We start from the raw sequence: 24829 nt of genomic DNA, 5'->3' as shown, positions 1-24829 counted from the left end.
TTTAAGACTCCTTACGCTTTACGAATATTACAAAGGGTTACTTTCGTTTCCTGCATCAACGTGACAGGGTCGTAACCGTATGTGGTTGCTGTGTTAGCAGCTTCACCAATAACGTAAGGATCAGTGCCTTCTGGATACTTAGAACGCAAATCTTCGCCTTCGAACTTACCACCGAAGTGGAATGGGATGAACGCCAGACCCGGTTTCACACGACGTGTTACCATCGCTTTCACCTTAATTCGGCCCTTCTCAGCACCTTCAACCCAAACGTCATCGCCATCTTTAAAGCCAATGTCGTTCGCGTCTTTCGGGTTCACTTCAACGAACATCTCTTGTTGAAGTTCTGCTAGCCAAGGGTTAGAACGTGTCTCTTCACCACCACCTTCGTACTCAACCAGACGACCAGAAGTCAGGATAATCGGGTATTCACCAGATTTGTCTTGCTCTTGGATTGACTTGTACAACGTAGGTACACGGAAAATCGCTTCTTTGTCATCCCATGTTGGGTAGTCAGCAACTAGGTCACGACGTGGTGTGTAAAGTGGTTCACGGTGCAGTGGTACGCGGTCTGGGAATGTCCAAACGATCGCACGCGCTTTCGCGTTACCAAAAGGAATACAACCGTGCTTGATAGCCACACGTTGAATGCCGCCAGAAACGTCAGTCTTCCAGTTTTTACCTTCAGCAGAGGCTTTCTCTTCTGCTGTTAGGTCATCCCACCACCCTAGTTGTTTCAGTAGTTTGTCACTGAACTCTGGGTAGCCATCTTTGATTTCGCTGCCTTTTGAGTAGCTGTCTTCAGCCAATAGGCTTTGACCTTCAAACTCCACACCGAAACGAGTACGGAAGTTACCACCACCTTCAGCGACAGGTTTAGACGTATCGTAAAGGATATGCGTACCTGGGTGTTTCATCTCTGGGTTGCCCCAACATGGCCAAGGAAGACCGTAAGTCTCGCCATTCGCTGGGCCGCCTTCTGCAGCAAGCGTTGTTTTGTGGAACGTGTGCCAGTTTTGTTGGTGCTCTTTCAAGCGCTCTGGGCTTTGACCTGTGTAACCGATCGTCCACATACCTTTGTTGAATTCACGAGTGATGTCTTCAATCAATGGTTGGTTGTTCTCAACACGGATGTTTTTGAACAGCTGATCAGAGAAACCAAGCTTCTTAGAAAGAAGGTACATGATTTCGTGGTCAGGCTTAGATTCGAACAGAGGATCAACCACCTTGTCACGCCACTGTAGAGAACGGTTTGATGCCGTTACACTGCCGTAGGTTTCAAATTGAGTGGTTGCTGGAAGCAAGTAAACGCCGTCAGTACGATCGTTCATTACTGCTGCAACTGTTGGGTATGGGTCAACGATAACCATCATATCCAGCTTCTGCATCGCCTTCTTCATCTCTGGACCACGAGTCTGAGAGTTCACCGCGTGACCCCAGTAGAACATGGCACGGATGTTTTCGCGCTGACGAATCTTGTCTTTGTCTTCAAGTACGCCATCAACCCAACGAGAGACAGGAATACCTGCACTGTTCATTGGTTTTTGACCGCCGTATGCGTTGTCGTCGAAACGACCTTTGATCCAGTCAAAGTCTACGTCCCAAACTTTCGACCAGTGGCGCCAAGAACCTTCAGACAAGCCGTAGTAACCTGGAAGCGTGTCTGACAGTACGCCAAGGTCAGTTGCGCCTTGTACGTTATCGTGACCACGGAAAATGTTTGCACCGCCACCTGACTTACCGATGTTACCTAGCGCAAGCTCAAGTACACAGTAAGCACGTGTGTTGTTGTTACCCGTCGTGTGTTGAGTACCACCCATACACCAAACGATACAACCTGGACGGTTTTCAGAAAGCAGTTTTGCTGTGTGGTAAACGTCTTCTTCGCTTACACCAGTAACGCGCTCAACTTCAGCTGGGCTCCACTTCGCGACTTCTTCACGGATCTCGTCCATGCCGAATACACGTTGGCGGATGAATTCTTGGTCTTCCCATTTGTTAGCAAAGACATGCCATAACACGCCCCAGATAAACGCAACGTCTGAACCTGGGCGAAGAGAAACATAGTGATCAGATTTCGCAGCAGTACGCGTACGACGAGGATCCGCAACAACGATCTTACAGTTGTTCTTCTCTTTCGCGATTAAGATGTGTTGCATCGCTACTGGGTGAGCTTCTGCAGGGTTCGAACCAATGAACAGCATCGACTTACAGTTGTGCATGTCATTGAACGAGTTTGTCATCGCACCGTAACCCCAAGTGTTTGCAACACCGGCAACTGTGGTTGAGTGACAAATACGCGCTTGGTGGTCAACGTTGTTGGTGCCCCAAAGCGACGCCATTTTACGGAATGCGTAAGCTTGTTCGTTACTGTGTTTCGCACTACCTAGGAAGTAAACCGAATCAGGGCCTGACTCTTTACGAAGTTCTAGCGCTTTGTTGCCGATCTCTTCAATCGCTTGTTCCCAAGAAAGCTTCTTCCACTTACCGCCTTCCAATTTCATTGGGTACTTAAGACGACGTTCACCGTGGCCGTGTTCACGCAGAGCTGCACCTTTCGCACAGTGTCCACCAGCGTTGAATGGGTGATCGAATGCAGGCTCTTGACCCGTCCAAACACCGTTTTGAACTTCAGCGTAAATACCACAACCCACAGAACAGTGAGAACAGATAGTACGTTTCACTTCTGTTTTCGCTTCAGGGTCGACTGATTTAGCCTGCGCTTTTTTCATCATGCCCGGAGCGAATAGACTTGCGCCTACTACCGCGCCACCAGCGGCTAATGAAGTGTTTTTCATGAAGGCACGTCTAGACACACCCAGTTGATTGGTTTCTTTGCTCACACTATCGGAGCGTTTGACAAGTTTCATCCGTTATCTCCTAAAGTGTGTCGTAGTAATCGCGAATGTGTTGCGTTTCACGATAGCCCGTCTTCTTCATGTCTTCTTTCGGCATTTCAACCGTTTCTGAAGCAGTTGCCACTTTCGTTGTACCAGCGACAACGGCACCAGCAACGGCTGCAGTCGTTAAGCCTTTGAGTAAGTCCCTACGGCTTGAGTTTATTTCTTTATTATCTTTCATCATTGCTTCCTTACCTTACGGTAGATCTTTTTGGAGGCTTAATGCCCCTCTATCGATATAATCGCGTACTGCTCGATTACTCGTAATCAGTGACGTTTTTCACATCAATCTTTAATTTATGCTTACTGCTTTTTGTATTAACGCTAAAACGCACTTGCTCTAACGTTAGGAATGCTTCACACAGCTGAGCTGCCGATTTGTAGAAGTTCGCACTTTCTGCACTTTCAAGCTGACGCGTAAAAGAGTTGAACCAAGGACCAAGGTGCTTATTAAAAACGGCTTGTTGAAGTGCTTCTTCTTCACCGGTTAGCATGGCCATTACTTCACACAATGCAGCAATATGATCTTCTGGCTCTTTCACTTGATCATCACGCTCAATGCCTAAAAGCTCTAAATCATGACGAATTTCTGCCAGTGGTTTTTCCATCATGGCGCCAGTTCTATGCCAAGAACCAAATGGAACAATCTCTCCACGGCCAATGCCAATGAACAGGTCTTGATATTCGTCTTCTAATGCTTCGCGATTTGATTCCGTTGCCGCTTGTTGAATCGCAATCCAAGCTTTTTGCATTGCACTCTCAGACGCTTCAATGTCTAACGTCTTTAGGAAATCAATGACCTCTTCAGAAGGTGCGTTACGGAACAATGCAGAAAGAACCAAATAAATTTCAGTTCTTAGTGTCTGTTCTTGCTCTAGCTTTTGTACTTGATCTAAATGAGTATCCAATGCCAACTCCTAGTATTTCAGTTGTTTCAATGGGTCTTGAGCCATCGAATCAAACATATCTATCACACGGCAGTCTTCACACATAGCAATACGGTTGATTGCTGATTCGTCTGAAAAATGAGAGTGACCGCGTAACTTGTTTTGTAACATGTCAATCATAGACTGCGGTGCGAATGGCTTATGACAACGAATACATTCCGCTGCTTTCTCTTCATGAATCACAACAGCCTTTTGACGTTCTTCTTTCACCCAGTTCATACGAGGCGTTAGAGTCAGAACATTTTCAGGACACGCTTTTTCACACAGACCACATTGAATACAGTCTTGTTCTACAAACTTAAGTGATGGAGACGCGCCATCGGTATGAAGAGCACGTGTAGGGCAAACCGCCACACAACTCATACACAAAGTACAATCTTTGCTTTCACATGAAACCGTGCCATAAGGCGCATTTGATGGAAGCTCAACAATGTTCTCAACAGGAATGCGAGATGAAGACATAGCATCAAGTGCTGTGAACAGACGTTGACGTTTATTGCCTTGAAGATCACCAAGTGCAAGATCGAATGAATCTACACACAGAGTTGGAGGACCTTCACGTAGAGACTCTAAATACAGGATATCGATGGTTTCTTTTGGAACACCGATTTGGTCGAGTAACTCTTGAGCGATCCCTACTTCGTTATTCAGAACACGAATGATGGTTTCTGGCATAAAACGAGAAGCAGCAAACAGAACTTGAGTTGCGCCATTCACTAACGCTGCAAACCAAGTATCGATACCAATAGAAGGTAGCTCTTCAACAACGATTGGAATCACGTTATCTGGCAGTGCTTTTAGCGCCATCACATTGTAAGTCTCATGACGAGAGCTACAGATAAGTACGATTGGATCCAGACCGCCCGCTTGCTCATAGTTCGCTAGCGTACGTTCAATAAACTTTTGAGTGTCGTCAGGATTTGGAAGCGCATAGGTAATCGCTTCTGTAGGACAGCTAGTTGCACAAGTACCAACGCCTTGACATAGGTAAGGGTTAATCTCGATCTTGTGACCCGTCTTATCGGAGCCTTCACTTGATAGTGCGCCAGCAGGACAAGCATCGACACAACGCTCACAGCCTTTTACGCCGCGAGAACTGTGTGCACAAAGGTCAGTGTCTAGACGGAAGAACTTAGGCTTATCAAAGGTGCCCATAAGCGTTGGAATCTCTTCCAGTGCTTCAGCCAGTTTTGGATAGCCACGGCCTACTGGGTAATAACCCGGTACAGGTACTTCTTCTGTCATGCAGCTATTCAGACATAGGTCTAGAACAACATCGAAACAATCGTGATTAATCGCGACTTTCGCTAGGTTGCTTGATGTGCCTTTGTTTTCGATCACAACTTCAAACGTGCCAAGGAAACCGGATACTTGAACCGAATTCGCGAAGTACAGTTCTGGGTTTGTGCCCTTTTCGCCATCTGTTGACAATAAGGTTAGGCTCGTCAATTGAGGTAATTGAGCCGCAGCACTTTCAATGATCGCAGTTGGACCAATAACAAGAGTATTACCGCCGCTTTCGTAGCTAACAGTAGGTGGAATCAGATTTGTTAACTCAACTGTATTTTCAAATGCATACAGTCTTGCTTTAGCGTTATTTGAATTTGCTTGTTCTAATAATTGTTTAAGCATTGCTCAGTTCCATCTTTGGACATGGATAATCTGTTCAACCTTCATTGTAGTAAGCGATAGAGAACTTGCTGAGTAATCCGTTAACAACTAACCCTTTAGCCAGTGTGCCGTTCGTCAGACCGTGAACTCGTCTATCTACAAAAAAGTTGATAATGAACGTTATTTAGCAAATGCCATGCCAATTTAATATGCCTTATATTTCAGTGATTTAATTATTTATAACGTTTATTGTGCGTATAAAAAAACCGCTTGGGACATTTTGTCGCAAGCGGTTCATTGAGTGTTTAGTCAAAATGTACCTATTCTTTGTGTGGTATATTTTGTCCCATCTCTTTCAGGTCAGCTTCGTCTGAAATTGTAGCGTTATTATCTGGTACTGTGTTTTTATACAGTTCTTTTTCTTGTTCGGTTATTTCGGCACTTTCTGACGTTTCAAATCCATTATCAGATACCTCAAGATCGCCTTCAGAATTTTCTAAAACCTCACCTTCGTCTTTATTATCAATATCTTGCTCTTCTTCTGGCGCAGTTTCTTCTTCCGTTTTGTCTTTAACCCAATCACGCAAGGTTTCCGCTACCCCTTCAGAAAGAGACTTAAGATTGCTGTAATCGTCATCGTAATCATCTAAACCATCACGAACGTTGAACTCTTCTGAGAGGAATAATTTACGCAATGCCGCTTTTTTTACGCTCTCTGAGGCTTCTGACACCAATAATTGAGCAACAGACAAGTCTTCAGTCGTTCCTGATGCTATCTCCTGAGAGTCAATAGCTTGAGAATCGACAGCGTGAGCGTCTTCATTGTGTTCTGGAGACTCATTTTCTAAAGTCCCACGTTCTTGTGACTCCGATGCTTCTGCGTCTACAGATGAAGCAGCAGACGAAGCTTCAGTGGAAGTAAGCTCAGTTTCCTCTAGCGTTTGTTGCGCTTCTAATGGTTGGTCGGTGGATTCATCAAGCTTTCGTTGAGACCAACGGCTAAAAAAGTTAGTTGCCATTTGATCGACCCGCGCCTTTACGTTTCTTACGTCTTGCTTCTAATAACTCGCCATGACGACCGATGAATGCTTCCATCCAAGCTTGTACAGGCAATGGAATGTCGTATGAAAGGACTTGGTTGTCACCGTCCATGTATTGCCCTGCAACGGTTTGTGATGCTGTAAGTAACTGAATGACGGGCTTAACACCAGAATCAACATTATCCATCACTAAGAAAAGCTTAGGTTGCTGCGAGCTGAGGTTGAAACGATAGTCTGTACGCTCGTCTTTATGTAGTTGGAGCAAACAAACGTCTTGGGCATCGTCTTTTGGCGACAGTTCAAACCCCGTCAATTCCCATTGCGTCGTTACCCAAATACCTGTTTTGATCTCTTTTTCTATTCTTTGGACACCGATTGGCCAAGCTGCTTCTGTTTTTTCATATTGTTCTTTGAATTCTTTTATCTCAGACATACTTCACCCAATTGATTTTCTTTGGTCTGAATACAGTTAGGACATTTTGTACTGTGCGCATTCATATACACCCCATAAAGCAATAAACACGCCAATACGGATTGACTGTGAGAGCGTATCTATAGCGTTCGTTATCAAGTTGTCACTATAACGTTAGTCGATACTGGTTATTTCAGACAACTCCACCGGGTGAACTCTCATATTTTGCGCTATTTTAATCTAATGCTTCATGTTTCCATCAATCCCCGTTATTTTGGAATAAGATTTGCTTTAGCTAATTCGCTAATGTTATTCACAGAGCTATGTATTCACAGATTTATGGCATGTTCGGAACGATAATCGAAACCTAGGCCATAGCGAACCAACAAACTAGCGCATTGATGAATGAGAGCCTTATTGCTCTTGTTGACTTCTTATCTCATAAAATCGCTATCTCATTAAGTAGGAAATGACTGTGGTAAAACCAAACATAATAAAAACCAGTGAGAACCCACTTCAGACAATCGAAGTTGAAGTGTTTGATGAATATGGCGAAAAGCTAACAAAACAGATCGCGTGTGAGCGCCCTCTTACCGTAATGTTGAACTGGAAAGAGATCGTAACCTTAATGACATTGGGCTCTCGTCCTGAGTCATTAGTATTAGGCTATTTGAAAAACCAAAGCTTCCTTTCCGATCCCGAAGCGGTTGAATCTATTATCATCGATTGGGAAACCAGCTCTGCTGCGGTTATCACCAAAGAAGATACAAGCCAACTTGAGCAAGCGCTTAAGAAGAAGACAGTAACCTCTGGCTGCGGTCAAGGCACCATGTATGGCAACGTAATGAAGCAGTTGGAAGATTACCAAGTGCCTCAAAACAAGATTAAGCAATCTGAAATATATACAGCGCTTGAAGCGTTGACTCATTATAACGATACCTACAAGAAAGCAGGCGCGGTGCACGGTTGTGCGGTTTGCAAAGACGACAAGGTACTATCGTTTGTTGAAGATGTTGGCCGACACAATGCCGTTGATACATTGGCTGGTGAGATGTGGCTTAACAAAGAGTCAGGTGAAGACAAGATCTTCTATACCACAGGCCGTTTAACGTCTGAGATGGTGATTAAGGTTGCTCAGATGGGTATCCCTGTTTTGCTATCACGTTCTGGCGTGACGCAAATGGGCTTAGACTTGGCTCAGAAGTTCGGCATCACAACAATTGCTCGCGCTAAAGGTTTACGCTTCCAAGTGTTCACGGGCGCAGACAAGATCGACTTTGATGTAAAAGGCGAACAATCAGCGTAAGTTCTTTAAAGGCAAACTTCTATAAAAGGAAAATGCCATCTAACGCTAGTTTTCTGGTGAACTTATATAAGGTGTAGGCGAAGGCTTACACCTTTTTCTTTTATTCCATTTACTCTCCTTAGTATTTCCTCTCCTTGCTCCATCATTCTATTCGCATAATTTTAACAGCCAGTTCGCTGTTACCCCCCCTTTCTGCACATTATTTCAGCAACAGAACGCGCTTAATATTCCCGTTTAGTTTTACTTAACGTTGATTTCAAAATTACTAGATATACCAAACGTTAACAATTCTTTATCTTATGCTTCGTGAACAGAACGAAGCGCGCACTTACCGTGCTGCTTGGCGAAAGTTTCACTTCTTTGAATGCTCACTTCGAAGAAAACACATAAGAAAAAAGAATTGGATAACAATATGAAACAGCCTTTAAAAGCTTTAGCAATAGCTCTTGGATTGACCTTGGGCGCTAACTGTCACGCAATTGAACTTAAGCCGGTCGATACCGACTTTACATTACAAATACTGGGGTCAGGTGGTCCTATCTCGGATGACCTACGTGCATCATCAGGTGAAATCGTATGGTGGAAAGGCAAATCACGAATCATGATTGATGCCGGTGGCGGTGTTTACCTACGTTTCGGTCAAGCGGGTGCAAAACTTGAAGACCTAGATTTCATGGGTATCACTCACTTCCATACCGATCACGTCAATGACATGCCCGCTCTTCTTAAAGGCGGCTACTTCTTTGAGCGTGAAAAGGCGTTGGAGATTTCAGGTCCAGCCGCAGGTTCAGCGTTCCCTAGCCTCAACGGTTACTTCGCAGCGAACTTTGACCCAGACCATGGCGCATACGCTTACCTTGCTGGCTTATACGATGGAACCGATGGTCTATTCCCAGTCAATCTTACCGATGTTGACTATCAATCCACAGTGCCAACCGTTGTTTATGAAAAAGATGGTTTGAAGATCACTGCTCTGGGTATTCCTCATGGTGATGTGCCTTGTCTCGCTTACCGAATTGAAAGTGAAGAAGGCGTGATGGTGATTTCAGCTGACCAAAACGGTAGCAACCCTGCGTTCTTAGACTTCGCTCGTGGCGCCGACATCATGATGATGCCAATGGCGATTCATGAACAAGCCGATGGTGTCTCTACATTCATGCACGCTAAGCCTTCTGTCATTGGTGAAATTGCGAAAGAGATCAATCCAAAAATGTTGGTACTTAACCACTGGATGGGTCTAGGCCTTAAGCGCAAATCTGAATCAATCAAAATTGTACGCGAATACTACGACGGACCAATCATGTCTGGTCGTGATTTAGCGAGCTTCCCTATGTCTGCTGTAAAGGAGAAATAATATGAACAACAAAATCGCCCTATCAATCGCGATCACGTCTGTGATTAGTCTTAACTCTGCAATGGCATTTGCTGATGCACCTGCCGAAGCCCCTGTTGAAGCTAAACAATCTTCAGGACACGGTGGTAAATGTGCTGCGGGTAAATGTGGTACAGAAAAACGCTTCGAAAAAGCGGAACTAACCAGCAACCCTCAAGACCGTTTAGTACGTGCTCGTGACGGGAAATGTGGCTTAACGGCTGAAGGTATCTCGCCAAGCAAAGAGCGCATCCTAACGGCCAATAGCAAGGTGACAGGTGGAGTATGTGGCCAGTAGAAACGCATAAAACCAAAGCTTCAAAAACTAAGGCTTTAGCATCAAATGACCAAGCCCCCAAAAGCAGCGAGTTAAACCATAAAGTGCGAACCATTCAGAATACAGACAAAGGCATTGGGCTACGCAGTGAGCATATTGAACTGCTCGCTCATTCCCCAAAGCACCCTGATATTGATTTTCTGGAACTGGCTCCCGAGAACTGGATGAGCTTAGGTGGTCTTAAGCGCGAACAACTACAGGATATAGCGAAGCAATACCCTTTGATCGCACACGGTTTAAGCTTATCCATTGGAGATTGTCAGCCGCTTAACACGAAGTTTGTACGTCAGGTTGGTCAATTTCTCGATGAACTGAATATCCAGGTATACAGCGAGCATTTGAGCTTCTCTCGAGACAGCCAAGGGTATCTGTATGAACTGTTACCCGTGCCACGTCACGTAGAAAACATCGGCTATTTAGCGGACAGAATCAAGCAAGCCCAAGACATCATTCAACGTCCTTTGGTAATGGAGAACATCTCTTATTACCACAACTACGGAGACGAGATGCCTGAGGGTGAGTTTATCGCTGAAATAGCAAAGCGCAGTGGCTGTGAGTTGTTGGTCGACATCAACAATCTCTACGTGAACAGTCAGAACCACCACTTTGATGCGGCTGAAATGCTTAAGGCTTTACCGAACGATGCTATTCGCTATTACCACATTGCTGGGCATTTAGTTGAAAGTGATGGCTCAGGTGGAAGCAACAAATCGCTGATTGATACCCACGGTATGCCGGTACAGCAAGCGGTTATTGACTTGGCGCGTTACACCTTCTCTATTCATGGCAGTAAACCGTTATTGCTCGAAAGAGACAACAACGTACCGCCTTTGGTCGTGTTGACTGAGGAATTACGAACGATGCACAGTCAGGTTCTAGATGCTGGTGTTGCTCATCGCCCAATGAATCAGGAGTTGGTTTATGCATAACCCTCCTAGCATGATGATCACTCAAACACACGCACTAACCGCACTGATACGTTCGCCACTTGAAGACAACGCAGTGTGTCGATACAGCGAGTTCATTAGAGATAACGTATTTGGTGTATTGAACAACACATTCCCGCTGTTTTGCCAGCAAGTCGACCAAGACCAACTACTGATATTGGTTGATGAGTTTGTTGTCGTGCATTACGCCTCAGAGCCGGAGTTTCATCATATTGCCACTGAGTTTGTCAGCTTTATCCAGCGTCGCACTCAGCCAATGGGTATGTCTAATCTAAGTGATTTGTCTACTTTGAGTGCGAGTCATGACCTTACAGCCGACCAGCTTGCGGTGTTGGAGTACGAATGGTGTGCCTTTTGCGTTGAAATTGACGCTTCAAAGCAAGTATTGCCGATGTCATGGACGGGTGATCTTCGTGTTGATGAACAACAGCTTCAATTGGGTTTGTTAGTCAACAGTACGATGAAGCTCGTACAGGTACCTTTCCTTGTTCATGGTGAGTCACTGACGTTTCTAACACAAAGGCGACACCCCATTTATTACGCGATTTATCGCGACCGTGACCAACGCGTCAACACGATAAAACTAAGAGAAATTGATGTTGCGATTATTCAAATAATTCAACAACAACCAAATCGTTCTTTAGCCGATATAAAACAAATAATTGCTCAACAATTGGCGAGATTCGAGTTTATTAATTGGGTCGAACATTTCAGTGAAGTTGAACTGATTGGCGTTCACTCTTTAGGAGAAAAATTATGATTAAGTCAGCCCTCAGCTGGTACGACGCTATTGTCGCAAAATGCAAACAATACGATTACTTAGTACTGCTTTCAGTACGTCTTTATTTGATTCCGGTGATTTATGTCGGTGCACGCTCTAAAGTGCTGGGCTTCTCGGGAACAGTGGCATGGTTTGGTGCTTCAGCAGCCGACGGTGGTCTTAACCTTCCCTTCCCTGAGCTACTGGCATTCCTAGCGGCAGTGACCGAAGTATTAGGTTGTATCTGTATCGCGTTAGGTCTGTTTACTCGCTTTATCTCGATTCCAATGATTTTCATGATGAGCGTAGCGAGTGCAATGGTTCACTGGAAACACGGTTGGGATGCGATTGCGACTGGTGGTATGGAAGCAACCGTTCGACTTAACGGCTTCATCGAATGGCTCGCGGTTAACTTCCCAGGTCGTTACAACTACATCACAGAACTTGGCGACCCGGTAATGCTGAACAACGGTATGGAGTTCGCAGGCACCTACTTCGTGATGTTGTTAGTACTGCTTGTTTACGGTGGTGGCCGTTACGTGAGTGCAGATTACTGGCTACGTAAACAGTTCTCTAAAAAACAAAACAAAGCACTTCGTTGGTAATAGATTCTTTTCACACAGCTACATGTAAAACCCTTAATTAGTTCTCTCTAATTATCATCTTATTTTCCATTATCTTACCCGTCACACTCGTGGCGGGAAGGAGTTTTTATGCTTACAGATGTCGTTGATCTGTCGCGGTTTCAATTCGCAAGTACCGCTCTTTATCACTTTATATTCGTCCCCCTAACTATAGGCCTCTCCTTCTTACTCGCAGTGATGGAATCGCTGTATGTCATGACCAACAAAACCATCTACAAGGACATGACCAAGTTCTGGGGTAAGTTGTTTGGTATTAACTTTGCTGTCGGTGTTGCTACCGGCTTAACCATGGAATTCCAGTTCGGTACTAACTGGGCTTATTACTCGCATTACGTAGGCGATATCTTTGGCGCTCCGCTGGCCATTGAAGCCTTAATTGCGTTTTTCTTGGAATCAACCTTAGTCGGTATGTTCTTCTTCGGTTGGGACAAGCTCTCCAAGCGTCAGCACTTATCGGTAACGTGGTTGACGGCGTTGGGTTCGAACTTCTCTGGTCTGTGGATTCTGATGGCCAATGGCTGGATGCAAAACCCAGTGGGCGCAGAGTTTAACTTCGAAACCATGCGTATGGAGATGACAGACTTCGTCGAAGTTATCTTCAACCCAGTGACTCAAGTGAAGTTCGTGCATACCGTTGCGGCAGGTTACACAACCGGCGCGCTATTTATCATGGGTATCAGTGCTTACTATATGCTTAAAGGGCGTGATTTACCTTTCGCTCGTCGTTCATTTGCAGTAGCAAGTGCTTTTGGTATGGCTGCGATTGTGTCGACAGTGATGCTAGGCGATGAATCTGGTTATGAATTGGGTGATGTTCAACAGGTGAAGCTAGCGGCTATCGAAGCTGAATGGCACACAGAAGAAGCCCCTGCCTCATTCACACTGTTCGGCTTCCCGAATCAAGAAACCATGGAAACGGACTACGCGATTAAGATCCCTTACGTGATGGGTATTATCGCAACGCGATCTCTGGATACACCAGTTGTCGGCATTCATGATCTATTGGCAAAGAATGAAGAACGTGTTCGCAGCGGCATCTTAGCTTACGGTCTATTAGAAAAACTGCGCTCTGGTGATAAATCACAACAAAATATCGATGATTTTGAATCGGTTAAACATGACTTAGGTTATGGATTACTGGTTAAGAAATACAGCGATAACGTGGTGGATGCAACAGAGCAACAGATCAAACAAGCAGCCAAAGACACAATCCCAACGGTTGCCCCTCTGTTCTGGAGCTTCCGCATCATGGTGGTGTGTGGCGTCTTGATGTTTGCCATCATTGGTCTTTCATTCGTACAAATTTGTCGTCGTAAGATTGGTACCAATCGTTGGTTACTGAAAGCAACAATATGCGCGATTCCACTTCCTTGGATTGCTTGTGAAGCCGGTTGGTTTGTTGCGGAATACGGTCGTCAGCCTTGGGCTATTGGTGAAATTCTGCCAGTAAACATGGCGGCTTCTAATCTACCCGCTTCAAGTTTATGGATCTCTATCGGATTGGTTTACTTGTTCTACACCGCATTCCTGATTGTAGAAATGTTCCTGATGGTTAAGTTTGCAAAAATGGGTCCGAGCGCACTGAAGACTGGTCGCTATCACCATGAGCAATCAAACCAAGATCTAGCCCTTACAGGTGAGCAAAGCGCACCGCGTCAGCTAGATAAAACTATCGACCTTCATTAAGGAATTCAGATGTTTGATTACGAAAATCTTCGCCTGTTTACATGGGCAGTTATTGGCGTGTTGTTGATCGGTTTTATCATTACCGATGGCTTCGACATGGGCGTTGCGGCGTTGCTCCCTGTTCTAGGCAAGTCAGAAGTTGATCGACGAATCATGATTAACTCGATTGCCCCTCACTGGGATGGCAACCAAGTATGGTTGGTTACCGCGGGTGGCGCTATCTTTGCGATATGGCCTGCAATCTACGCGGCTGCGTTCTCCGGGTTCTATTTAGCCATGATTATCGTGTTGGCGACCTTGTGGTTAAGACCGCTCGGTATGGATTACCGCGCTAAAATCGACAACCCACAATGGAAGAAAGCGTGTGATATTGCACTTATCGTCAGTGGTTTCATTCCTCCGGTTATCTTTGGTGTTGGTTTCGGTAACTTGATGATTGGCGTTCCGTTTGAATTTAACGAATTGCTAATGATGTCATACCAAGGGGGTTTCTGGGATCTACTCACGCCCTTCCCACTGCTATGTGGCTTGGTGAGCTTGGCGATGGTTGTCACGCAAGGCGCGGCATTCCTACAGATGAAAACGACGGGTGATTTAAAACAACGTGCGCAGAAAGTGATCGTATGTATGGCGCTTGTCACTGTCGGACTGTTTATTGTTGGTGGGATATACGCGTATACACTTCCGGGTTACCTGATTACTAGCCCAGTTGTGACTGATGGTGTTTCAAACCCGTTGCTAAAACATGTTATGAAGTTTGATGACTTACTGCTACATAACTACGAAAACTATCCGGTACTTTGGGGAATTCCTGCGCTAGGCATCATCGGAATGCTGAGCTGTGTAGTGATGACTCGACTTAACCGCGCTGGTTTGGCCTTCGCTTCGTCGAGCTTATCGATAGCAAGCATCATAACGACAGCGGGCGTTGCCCTATTCCCAATGATCATGCCATCTAGCTTGATGCCATCGCACAGCTTAACGCTGTGGGACGGAACATCGAGTGAGTTAACACTGAGCATTATCTCGGTTGTCGCAGTTATCGTGGTGCCAATTATTTTGGGTTACACAATCTGGTGTTACTACAAAATGTTCGGTCGACTAGACAGCCAATACATTCACGATAACAGCTCGTCACTGTATTAATTAAAGATGAAATAGGAGGATAACCTATGTGGTATTTATGTTGGGTACTGGGCGTATTACTCGCCTGCGCGTTTGGAATCATTAATGCGCTGTGGTTAGAGCACACCGACTTTCTCGATGAACAAAACGAACAAAATTGATCGGTAAAGTTACTAACAACTGTTAACTCGATAGTAAGCTAACTACTTAAAATAACTGAAAGTCCTCATTTAATGCGATGCATGCGATTTCAAGATTGCCGACATGAGTGTTAATGAGGACTTTTTCTTTTCGCATCTAGTCTCATGTGCTCAACCTCATCTTATCCAGCAAACTAGACTCTTCAAATTACTAAGTTAATTGTCAAGTTGGTGCATACCATCGATTAAGTTGCTTTCCCCACCAACCGACCTTGCTTTAACAACCCTATAGGCTATTAGTTACATATCCATCATTTAAATGTATCTAATAACTATTAAGCATAGATGGACATGAAACGTCATCGGCTAAAGGGAGTTAACCATGAACAATCCATCAGAACCTCAGCATCGTTTGCTGTCTCTTTCTATTCGCAGTAAGTTTATTTTAATCAACCTCACCCTGTTTATTTCTGTTTTTATCTATGCCATCTACGAGCAGTTCAGCTTAGACAAATTGGAATCATTGGAGATCGCTGCAACCGAAAATCTCAGAAGCTCAGTCGATTTATTAACGCTTAGGCGACATGAGAAAGACTTCTTGTCTCGCCACGATCAAAAATACGCAGAGCGTTTCGATAAAACCGCCGCCACATTGAATCAAAGATTGGTGACGTTGAACCAAACTCTAACCTCGCACGAGCTTCACCTGACCGATCAAATGACCAAGATCTCCGATACCCTTCATCAGTACCAGAAACAGTTCCACCAGATCGTCAATCAAGTGAACGACATCGAACGCACAACCCCACCTTTGGGCTTTGTCGCAACTCTCGATGGAAAAAGAACAGCGCTGAAATCAGCAATCGAATCAGAATCAAGTTTGGCACTGGAACTTGCGTTGTTAGAGCTGATCGAAAAAGACTTCCATTACCTCGCACATATTAATAGCCAAACGAATGCAGCGTTAACTAATGCGCTTGTTGAGTTTGAACCCTACTCCCAAACTTCGATTGCGACTGAACAAGCCTATTCCGAATATAAGGCTGCGGTTGAAACTCTGTTGGTTGCTAACAGCAATCTAGGTTTGTCTGCCGAGTTGGGGCTTAGAGGCGCCTTACGTAGCAATGTTCATCAAACGGAACAAGCTATTGAAGAAGTGCAGAATGAGATAAGCCAAGCGATTACAGCGGCAGTTAGAAACACACAAAACATGTTACATCTGTTTGGTGCAGCTATCGTCGCTCTGCTTTCTCTGTTATTGGTGTTCATCGGTCGCAACATCCTGGGTCGTATCAAAGCGATAAACGTGATGATGGAGTCTATTGCAAATGGAGATGGAGACTTAACCGTCAGAATGAACGCCAAAGGTAACGACGAGCTCTCTCAACTTGCCCACTCGTTCGATACCTTCATCGATAAACTGCACGGTAACATCAAAGAGCTATCCGGCGTGATGACGGTGCTGACAGACAGTTCATGCAGCTCTGAAGAAGCGGCAGTTAAAAGCATGAGCAATGCAGAGAAACAAAAGCAGCAATCTGAATCGGTAGCGACGGCAGTTAACGAGTTAGTGATGACCAGTAATGAGGTGACGGCGAACATCGAAAATGCCGCAACCAATGCCGAGAAGATCAAAGAAAATGCCCATCAAGCGCTACAAAAAACACAATCAACCAACGACAGCATTAATGTCTTGGTAGAAAACATCGCAGAGTCTCAGGATCTCATCGTTCAGCTTGAAGAACAGAGCCGAGAAATCAATCAGGTGGTCACGACTATTCAAGGTATTGCTGAGCAAACTAACCTATTGGCACTTAATGCTGCGATTGAAGCAGCGCGTGCTGGCGATCATGGACGAGGTTTCGCTGTGGTTGCCTCGGAAGTGCGAGAGCTTTCCCTCATGACCAACGATTCAACTCATCAAATCGAATCCACGATTCATGGTTTAACCACTGGGATAGACAAGACTGTCGCTAAGATGACAGCGAGCTTAGAACAAACTGAGCTGGTAAAAAGCCAAACCAAAGACGTAGTGAATGCGATAGAAGGAATACACTTCCAAGTTGGCGAGATGTTCGACTTAAACAGTCAGATCTCAACAGCGTCCGAAGAGCAATCGATGGTTTCGGTTGAGATTGACCGAAACATTACGGATATCGCACACCTTGCCAGTGATACCTATACCGTGGTTTCTGGATCAGTGCGTTGCAGTGAACAAGTCTCGAGCGTGAGTGTGAAGCTAGAGAAGATTGTCGCGCAGTTTAAATATTAGTGATTAGTGATTAGTGATTAACGCAAGCTAGTTGATTTATGTGGTATGGAAAAACAAAAGGCCTCTATCTGATTGCTAAGATAGAGGCCTTTTTAATTTTGCATACGTACTAACGTGTTATTACGTATTAGCTCTTGCTACACGGTATTAGCCGCGTGCTTTCAAGAACTCAGCGTAAGTACCGCGGAAATCGTTGATCTTGCCATCTTTGATTTCAAGGATACGAGTTGCAAGCGAGTCTACGAATACACGGTCGTGAGATACGAAGAACAATGTGCCTTTGTAGTTCTCAAGAGCCAAGTTAAGCGCTTCGATAGATTCCATATCCATGTGGTTTGTTGGCTCATCCATTAGCAGGATGTTTGGTTTATGCATCATGATCTTACCAAGAAGCATACGACCTTGCTCACCACCAGAGATAACCTTTACAGATTTCTTAATGTCGTCTTGACCAAATAGCATACGACCTAGGAAGCCACGAACAACTTGCTCGTCTTCGCCTTCTTGGCGCCATTGGCTCATCCAATCAAACAGGTTCATGTCTGTCTCGAAATCGTGTGCGTGATCTTGAGCGTAGTAACCGATGTTTGAGTTTTCAGACCACTTGTATTCACCTGTGCGAGGCTCAAGAGCGCCAGCTAGTGTGTTAAGTAGTGTTGTTTTACCCACACCGTTCTCACCGATGATAGCAACACGCTCACCTACTTCGAAGATACCGTCGAACTTGTTGTATAGGTCCTCTTCAAAACCTTGAGATAGGTTTTCAACCACAAGTGCGTTACGGAATAGCTCTTTAGACTGTTCAAAACGGATGAATGGGTTTTGACGGCTAGACGCTTTAACTTCGTCTAGTTGGATCTTATCGATCTGCTTAGCACGAGACGTTGCTTGCTTCGCTTTAGATGCGTTAGCTGAGAAACGAGATACGAACGTTTGAAGTTCAGCAATTTGTGCTTTCTTCTTAGCGTTGTCAGACAGTAGACGCTCACGAGCTTGAGTCGCAGCAGTCATGTACTCATCGTAGTTACCTGGGAATAGACGAAGTTCGCCGTAATCAAGGTCAGCCATGTGTGTACAAACAGAGTTTAGGAAGTGACGGTCGTGCGAAATGATGATCATTGTGCAGTTACGTTGGTTTAGCGTATCTTCCAACCACTTGATGGTATCCATGTCCAGGTTGTTCGTTGGTTCGTCAAGAAGCATGATATGCGGGTCTGCAAACAGTACTTGAGACAATAGAACACGAAGTTTCCAACCCGGTGCTACTTCGCTCATCAGACCGAAGTGCATTGATTCTTCAATACCTACCGCTAGAAGAAGCTCACCCGCTTTAGCTTCTGCCATGTAGCCGTCCATTTCAGCGAACTGAACTTCAAGGTCAGCCACTTTCATGCCGTCTTCTTCGCTCATTTCTGGCAAAGAGTAAATGCGGTCACGCTCTTGCTTAATAGCCCAAAGCTCTTTGTGACCCATGATAACCGTGTCGATTACCGTGAATTCTTCGTAAGCAAATTGGTCTTGGTTTAGCTTAGCAACGCGCTCGTTTGGATCGTAGCTTACGTTACCAGCACTTGGCTCAAGTTCACCAGATAGAATCTTCATGAACGTCGATTTACCACAGCCATTCGCGCCGATTAAACCGTAGCGGTTGCCTTCGCCGAACTTAACTGAAATATTTTCGAAAAGTGGCTTAGCGCCGAATTGTTGGGTGATATTTGCTGTGGAGATCAATGCCATTACCTTTTTAATGTGAAAAACGCCGCAACGTTACTTGTTCAGGGCTTTAACTGCAAGTATTGATTGCAATTACTGGCCATTAAGTGAGTGATAACCTAGCCAAATCATAGTTTGAGCTGACTCACATTTTTGATTTTCTATTTATCGCCGAAAAGTCGCCGATTTTAAGGAAAAACAAAATATCGAACAGCGCCCCATAATGGGCGGTATATAACGTCCCAAATCATGCTAACCATTGAATATATCGTATGCTGATTGGTCACAGTAAAACTAACCCGATCAAAGCAACAACATACATAGGCAAGACTAGCCTAATCCCTGACAATTTTATGACAAAATCAGCCGAAACGGGAATAAAGTACTCGCCCCCGACACGGGGTTGGATTTCACAAAGTCAGATTATCTAACTATAGTAATCCTAACCTCATAATTCTAAGAGACTTTTATGCGTTCACTATCGCGCTTCTTAATCCTCACTTTGGCCATTCTCTCTTGGCCTAGTCATGCCAACTTGGAATATGACTTACAATCTCAGCCGCAGGTATCCGATTCTGCTGTTGATCTCGATGACCGAATTGATTCGTTACCCGATCCCCTCTTTATGGAGCCGTCGGACAGACGCCAAGTCAATATATTGCTCGCTGAAGTGTTACAAGTTCAAAAGCAGGAAATCAAAACCTTCGAGCAACAGTTAAAAGCCTACAGAGCGAACAACGACGCCGAACAATGGTTTGCCGTTCAAACCAGCTACGTCACTTTGAATAGCTTGAATGTAAGCAAGCAACACCTGTTAGAGCAGACGAACTCCGCTAATAAAGAGCGTCTAACCGGTTTTGGCCCTTACGGCGTAACTCAATTTAAACAAGAGTGGGAATTAACCAAGCTCAACATTGAGTATCTTGTCTACTTCCAGATTCGTAGCTTTAAAGCGCTCGTTAAAGACATCTTTATTTCGCCAGTGCCTGTGATTGGTGCATCGTTAAAAGTGTTGTTCATCTACTTTGGTTTAGCGTGGTGGCTTGCCAACAGCACTCGTTTGATTGAGTTGTTCAGAATTAATTTTCTTGAAGCGAAAACGAACCCTCCATTTTTAGTACGTGTGATCTGGTACATCAGCCGCGCTGATCGTGCGATTGCTTGGTTAATCGCGATTACGCTTTCATTAAGAGTGCTTTCCAGCATTCCTAGCCTACAACACCTGATTTTCCTTGAGATCTTCACCTGGTGGATTCTAGGTGGTTCGATTGCCATCAGCTTTATTTTGGAATTTGCGTATCGTTTGGGTCGCACATCCAATCAAGAAGTGATTGCGCTGCGCCTATCGACTATTCGCCGATATGTATGGAGCTTCATTGTTGCGGGTGTGACTCTGCAAATCTCGAGCATCACGCTAGGCAAAGGTACTATCTATAGCTGGATCTACAGCGCCCTATTTTTCTGGTTTGTACTGGTTACCATTTCAGTGCTTAGATTATGGCGCGCGAAAGTCTTCGATACGTTGCAACACATCTCCGATCGTCCTGTGTGGGTGAATTGGGCGGTAAACCGTAAGGAAACTTTCCTACTTAATATATTAGCAACGGCAATCGGCATCGTATGGTTGAGCGTGTACAACTTCCAACACCGCATCATGGCCTTGCTATCTAATTACACGCTGTTTAGCCAAGCTTTGGCTTATCTATTTCGAATCGAAGTGGCTAAGCAGTCTGACCTTGATAAAAACCAACAAAACTTGGTTCGAATCAAAGGCGATCAAACCTATGAGTACATCCTACCAGGTAATATCGACAGCACGCTGATTGATTACGCCGGTGATGAGGTTAAGCAACTGTCTCGCTACTTGATGTCGGACAGCCCTGCTATCTGTATTGTTTCAGGTGAACGTGGTGTGGGCGCAACAACGCTGCTTTATACCCTGCTGCACAAAGTATCTAACGCTGAACCTGTCTACGTAAGTTGCCCTTACGCGGGTTATCAAGAGCTGTTAGCGCATCTAGCGGTGAGCATAGGCTTGGAAGAAAAAGCGACTGAGATTCAGATCTTGGCGCACCTTCGTAAAAGCAAGACCACGTACTTGATTGCGATCGATAATGCACAACGTCTAGTTAAGCCAATGGTTGGCGGCTTGTCTGATTTGATTCGTTTAACCAACCTATTGCGCCGTTCTAAAAAGAACCACCGTATCGTGATTTCGATTGCTAAGTCGAGCTGGCGATTTGTCGATCGTGCGCGTGGTGAACGTCTGCTGTTTGATTTGGTGTGTTTTCTACCACGTTGGACAGAGAAACAAGTTGGTGAGCTTCTAAATAGCCGTATCAATACAGAGCTTGAGAAGCCGCTGTCGTTTGATGGTTTGGTGGTGCCTAAACAGTGGGACCAAGATGACATGAGTGAGGAAGATCGCGCACGCCAAGGCTTCTACCGAATCTTGTGGCATTACTCTGATGGTAACCCTACCGTTGCTCTGCGCTTCTTCCGACTCTCTTTGAATCGGAACAAAGATACCGATCAAGCCGTGGTGCGCTTGTTCCATGTTCCTGAAGCTCAGGAGCTAGAAAACATGCCAAAACCTATGTTGGCTGTACTTCGCTCTATCGTGCAGTTAGAAATCGCTTCTCCGGAAGTATTGTCTGATTGTACGCAGCTAAGCACGGCAGAGATAACCGGCATTCTGCGTTACTTTGAAAGCCGTGGTTATATTGGTTGGCATGAAGAAAAGGCTCGAATTTCCGAGCACTGGTTCCGCCACATTACTAACGTTCTCGACCGTCAACATCTACTGGTGAAGTAAAATGAAGAAGTTATTTATCCTACTATTTGTTGGCTTGGCAAGTGCTGTCAGTTTCCCGACCTTTGCGACGGAAGAGTTAGCCAATGTAGAAAACATCTCAAAGATAGCGAGCCTAGTGCGATGGAGCGGCGTGTTCTTCTCCATGATCGTTATCGCTGCAATGTGGTTGCTGCTTAAATTTATCAACTCAATGGTGACCAGTTTTGGTAGCCAATTCGTGCAATATCGAATGCTGTTACAGAAACTGCAGTCGTTTACTCAATTCTTTATCTATGTGAGCACAGGTCTTATCGTGTTCATGATGAGCTTTCGAATCAACGACCAAATACTGGCTTTGATTGGTGGTACCCTCGCAGTGTCAGTCGGCTTTGCGCTTAAAGATTTGGCGGCATCATTCATCGCGGGCATCACAGTAATGATTGATAGACCCTTTCAAGTTGGTGACCGTGTCACGTTCGAAGGCAACTACGGCGATATCATTACCATCGGTTTACGTTCAGTGCGAATGAGAACCCTGAACGATGACATTATTACCATTCCGAACAACAAGTTCTTAAATGAAGTGACTACCAGTGGTAACTATGGCGCATTGGACATGCAGGTGGTGATTCCGTTTTACGTTGGTATGGATGAAGACATCACCCTAGCCCGCGACCTGATTCAAGAAGCGGCGTCTTCAAGTCGTTATATCCACTTGCCGAAACCTGTAACGGTTTTGGTTAAACAGACGATTACCGATAACTACCTAGCGATACAGCTAACTTGTAAGGCTTACGTTGTGGATACCGCGTATGAAAAGCTATTTGAAACCGACATTACCTTGCGTGTGATGAAAGAGTTTAAGAAGCACAACATTAACCCACCGAAGATTTCAGTGACAGCGCATTAAGCTTGATGCTTTTGACGTTTGTTTCTTATAGCAAATGACTAGCCATAAATAAAAACACCTCCGAACTTATCTCAGTGCGGAGGAGTTTTTTTATGAACGTTTTATCTTCAAGCTAATAGTCTTATTGATGCTAAACCTTAAAGTATTTCAATTGCTCAGTAAGGTGTTCTGTAGTGTTGGCCATTTTCTGACTGTCTTCTGCGAGCGATTGTGAGGCCTGCAGCACTTCATTTGCTGCAAGATGAATCCCAGTGACACTTTCACTCATTTCAGTGGCTACCGTGCTTTGCTGCTCTGAGGCTGCGGCGATCTGCGCGACCATGTCGTTAGCGTTATGCAGTTCATTCACAATCACATCGAGTTGCTGGCGAGTTTCGTTAGACGCGATAACGCTGTGATCAACCTTCTCGTTGCTGCTTTGCATTGCCTTGAAGGTGCGCTCTGCTTGTTGAGTCAGTTTCTCAATCGTGGATTGCACTTCGTTAGTTGAATTCTGAGTGCGGCTAGCAAGATTTCGAACTTCATCAGCAACCACTGCGAATCCTCTGCCTTGCTCTCCTGCACGTGCTGCTTCTATTGCTGCGTTGAGTGCTAACAAGTTCGTTTGTTCTGATACATCACGAATCACACCAACAACTTGGCTAATTTCAGTCACGCCTGATTGCAGATCTCTGACTAAGTTATTCGCGGTCGAAATGTTCTCTGAAACCTGAGATATAGTCTCAGACGTTACCTGCATGTTTTGGTCGTTCTGGTTTGCGTGGTCGACAACCTTATTGGTGCTAGCCGCGGTATTTTCGGCATTCACAGCGACATCAGAGATGGTCGCGCTCATCTCTGTCATTGCAGTCGATAATAATTCAAGCTGTGCATGTTGCGAGTTAACACTGGTTGCAGCTTCTTCACTGGCTTGAGCAATGTGGCTCGCCATGTTGCTGGATAAGTCCGCAGATTCATTGGCTGTGCGAAGCGTGCTTTGCAGTTTGTCGAGCATGGTATCAATTTGTTGGCTCATATCGCCCAATTCATCTTTGCGTGTCATGTTCATGCGTACACGAAGATCGCCATCGGCAATTTTGTGGGTGTTGTCGATAAGCTTGTTAAGAGGCACGAGGATGTTATTGGAAATCGCGTAGCCCATCGCAAACAACAGGCCTGATAATACGACCGCGACCAATCCCTCTTTCAACGCCAATGCATAGAACGCGTCTTGAATGTCCGCAACCAGGATGCCCGAGCCAACAATCCAATTCCACTCAGGGAACAGTTGTACGTAGGAGATCTTGTCTTTGAGTTCACCTTGCGGGCTCATCCATTGGTAATCAAGAAAGCCTTTCTCTTCTGGAGTACGAGAAATGGTGACCATCTCACGCCAGTGGTGTTTCCCCCCACCATCTTTAAAGTTACCCGCGTTCTTGCCATTGAGTTCAGGCTTTAATGGATGGATAACAACGTTGAGTTGCTGGTTTAAGATCCAGAAGTAATTGGTGGTGTCATAACGAAGGGTTTCGATGACTTGAAGTGCTTGTTTCTTTGCGACCTCTTCACCGAGCACATTACGTTGGTTGTAATAGTAGCTCGCTAAGCTGACCGCAGTTTCGACTTGAGCACTGAGCTTATCTTGACGTTCTTGCATGGAACTCGCACGCTGCTGCATTAGATTAAAAGTGGATGCCATTACCAATAGAACAACCGATAAAATGACGATGGAGACGAGTTTTGATTTGATAGATAAGTTACTTAATTTCATAGCTGACTGACTTTATTATTTGTTTTGATTATGGATTTTCGGCCAAGGTATCAAAATTTCGTACAGTTCAGATGATATGCATCAAGATCAAAAGATATACACTGTGTTACATAGCCAAAAAGAGGTGCTCGTCAAACCGGCAGAGGTTGAGATTTGTTTGAGATAG

The 24829-nt window shown here is 44.9% G+C and carries 20 protein-coding genes; 12 read left to right on the top strand and 8 right to left on the bottom strand.

Annotated features, from left to right (window positions below; genetic code table 11):
* Positions 1-11: 11 nt before the first annotated feature.
* The 6 genes from MSG34_RS14520 to MSG34_RS14495 all read right to left on the bottom strand — a co-directional run bounded on the left by MSG34_RS14520 (position 12) and on the right by MSG34_RS14495 (position 6928).
* Entirely contained in the window at positions 12-2867 is a 2856-nt protein-coding gene (locus MSG34_RS14520; protein ID WP_248338102.1) for a formate dehydrogenase subunit alpha, read from the bottom strand.
* A gap of 10 nt (positions 2868-2877) precedes the next feature.
* A complete protein-coding gene (locus MSG34_RS14515; RefSeq protein ID WP_048610996.1) occupies positions 2878-3078 on the bottom strand; it encodes a twin-arginine translocation signal domain-containing protein in 201 nt (66 codons plus the stop codon).
* 76 nt (positions 3079-3154) lie between these two features.
* A complete protein-coding gene (locus tag MSG34_RS14510; protein ID WP_050653488.1) occupies positions 3155-3805 on the bottom strand; it encodes a molecular chaperone TorD family protein in 651 nt (216 codons plus the stop codon).
* Between the two features lie 9 nt (positions 3806-3814).
* On the bottom strand, positions 3815-5476 hold the full coding sequence (locus MSG34_RS14505) for a 4Fe-4S dicluster domain-containing protein (protein ID WP_122081571.1): 1662 nt from the start codon (positions 5474-5476) through the stop codon (positions 3815-3817).
* A gap of 299 nt (positions 5477-5775) precedes the next feature.
* Positions 5776-6474, bottom strand: coding sequence for a DUF3306 domain-containing protein (locus tag MSG34_RS14500; RefSeq protein WP_248338099.1), 699 nt, complete (start codon positions 6472-6474; stop codon positions 5776-5778).
* Positions 6464-6928 carry a DUF3305 domain-containing protein gene (locus MSG34_RS14495; RefSeq protein ID WP_248338096.1) on the bottom strand — a complete coding sequence of 155 codons (465 nt, stop codon included), beginning with the start codon at positions 6926-6928 and terminating at the stop codon, positions 6464-6466. The genes MSG34_RS14500 and MSG34_RS14495 overlap by 11 nt, the downstream gene beginning before the upstream one ends.
* 454 nt (positions 6929-7382) lie before the next feature.
* On the opposite strand from MSG34_RS14495, the gene fdhD reads away from it, so the two are divergent.
* The 10 genes from fdhD (at position 7383) to MSG34_RS14445 (ending at position 17496) form a co-directional block, all read left to right on the top strand.
* Positions 7383-8213 carry a formate dehydrogenase accessory sulfurtransferase FdhD gene (fdhD, locus tag MSG34_RS14490; protein WP_050052541.1) on the top strand — a complete coding sequence of 277 codons (831 nt, stop codon included), beginning with the start codon at positions 7383-7385 and terminating at the stop codon, positions 8211-8213.
* Between the two features lie 412 nt (positions 8214-8625).
* On the top strand, positions 8626-9567 hold the full coding sequence (locus tag MSG34_RS14485; RefSeq protein ID WP_046225231.1) for an MBL fold metallo-hydrolase: 942 nt from the start codon (positions 8626-8628) through the stop codon (positions 9565-9567).
* 1 nt (position 9568) lies between these two features.
* Entirely contained in the window at positions 9569-9883 is a 315-nt protein-coding gene (locus MSG34_RS14480; protein WP_004733741.1) for a hypothetical protein, read from the top strand.
* An 83-nt stretch (positions 9884-9966) separates the two neighbouring features.
* Complete coding sequence (locus tag MSG34_RS14475; RefSeq protein WP_248338198.1) at positions 9967-10851, top strand: DUF692 domain-containing protein; 885 nt, start codon at positions 9967-9969, stop codon at positions 10849-10851.
* Positions 10844-11629 carry a putative DNA-binding domain-containing protein gene (locus MSG34_RS14470; RefSeq protein ID WP_046225232.1) on the top strand — a complete coding sequence of 262 codons (786 nt, stop codon included), beginning with the start codon at positions 10844-10846 and terminating at the stop codon, positions 11627-11629. Before MSG34_RS14475 ends, MSG34_RS14470 begins: the two co-directional genes overlap by 8 nt.
* Positions 11626-12234, top strand: coding sequence for a DoxX family protein (locus tag MSG34_RS14465; RefSeq protein WP_248338094.1), 609 nt, complete (start codon positions 11626-11628; stop codon positions 12232-12234). Before MSG34_RS14470 ends, MSG34_RS14465 begins: the two co-directional genes overlap by 4 nt.
* Before the next feature lie 108 nt (positions 12235-12342).
* Positions 12343-13959, top strand: a complete 1617-nt coding sequence (locus MSG34_RS14460) for a cytochrome ubiquinol oxidase subunit I (RefSeq protein ID WP_048611006.1) — start codon at positions 12343-12345, stop codon at positions 13957-13959.
* A 9-nt stretch (positions 13960-13968) separates the two neighbouring features.
* Positions 13969-15105, top strand: a complete 1137-nt coding sequence (gene cydB / locus MSG34_RS14455; RefSeq protein WP_050621326.1) for a cytochrome d ubiquinol oxidase subunit II — start codon at positions 13969-13971, stop codon at positions 15103-15105.
* Positions 15106-15131: 26 nt separating this feature from the next.
* The gene (gene cydX / locus MSG34_RS14450) at positions 15132-15245 is read left to right on the top strand and encodes a cytochrome bd-I oxidase subunit CydX (protein ID WP_004733754.1); all 114 of its coding nucleotides are present in this window, start codon (positions 15132-15134) and stop codon (positions 15243-15245) included.
* Between the two features lie 361 nt (positions 15246-15606).
* Complete coding sequence (locus MSG34_RS14445) at positions 15607-17496, top strand: methyl-accepting chemotaxis protein (protein ID WP_050645119.1); 1890 nt, start codon at positions 15607-15609, stop codon at positions 17494-17496.
* A gap of 147 nt (positions 17497-17643) precedes the next feature.
* Here MSG34_RS14445 and MSG34_RS14440 read toward each other — a convergent pair whose 3' ends face one another.
* Complete coding sequence (locus tag MSG34_RS14440) at positions 17644-19227, bottom strand: ABC-F family ATPase (RefSeq protein WP_009846736.1); 1584 nt, start codon at positions 19225-19227, stop codon at positions 17644-17646.
* Between the two features lie 451 nt (positions 19228-19678).
* Here MSG34_RS14440 and MSG34_RS14435 point away from each other — a divergent pair, with 451 nt between their 5' ends.
* Together MSG34_RS14435 and MSG34_RS14430 are read left to right on the top strand one after the other, a co-directional pair.
* Positions 19679-22024, top strand: a complete 2346-nt coding sequence (locus MSG34_RS14435; RefSeq protein ID WP_248338092.1) for an AAA family ATPase — start codon at positions 19679-19681, stop codon at positions 22022-22024.
* 1 nt (position 22025) lies between these two features.
* Complete coding sequence (locus tag MSG34_RS14430) at positions 22026-22913, top strand: mechanosensitive ion channel domain-containing protein (RefSeq protein ID WP_248338090.1); 888 nt, start codon at positions 22026-22028, stop codon at positions 22911-22913.
* A 130-nt stretch (positions 22914-23043) separates the two neighbouring features.
* Here MSG34_RS14430 and MSG34_RS14425 read toward each other — a convergent pair whose 3' ends face one another.
* Entirely contained in the window at positions 23044-24663 is a 1620-nt protein-coding gene (locus MSG34_RS14425) for a methyl-accepting chemotaxis protein (protein ID WP_248338088.1), read from the bottom strand.
* Between the last annotated feature and the right edge of the window lie 166 nt (positions 24664-24829).

The organism is Vibrio sp. 1CM2L, from assembly GCF_023161695.1.
In the GTDB taxonomy this organism is placed as follows: Bacteria; Pseudomonadota; Gammaproteobacteria; order Enterobacterales; family Vibrionaceae; genus Vibrio; species Vibrio coralliirubri.
Note: the sequence above shows the minus strand (reverse complement) of the source record. Positions and strands in the feature narration are given on the sequence as shown.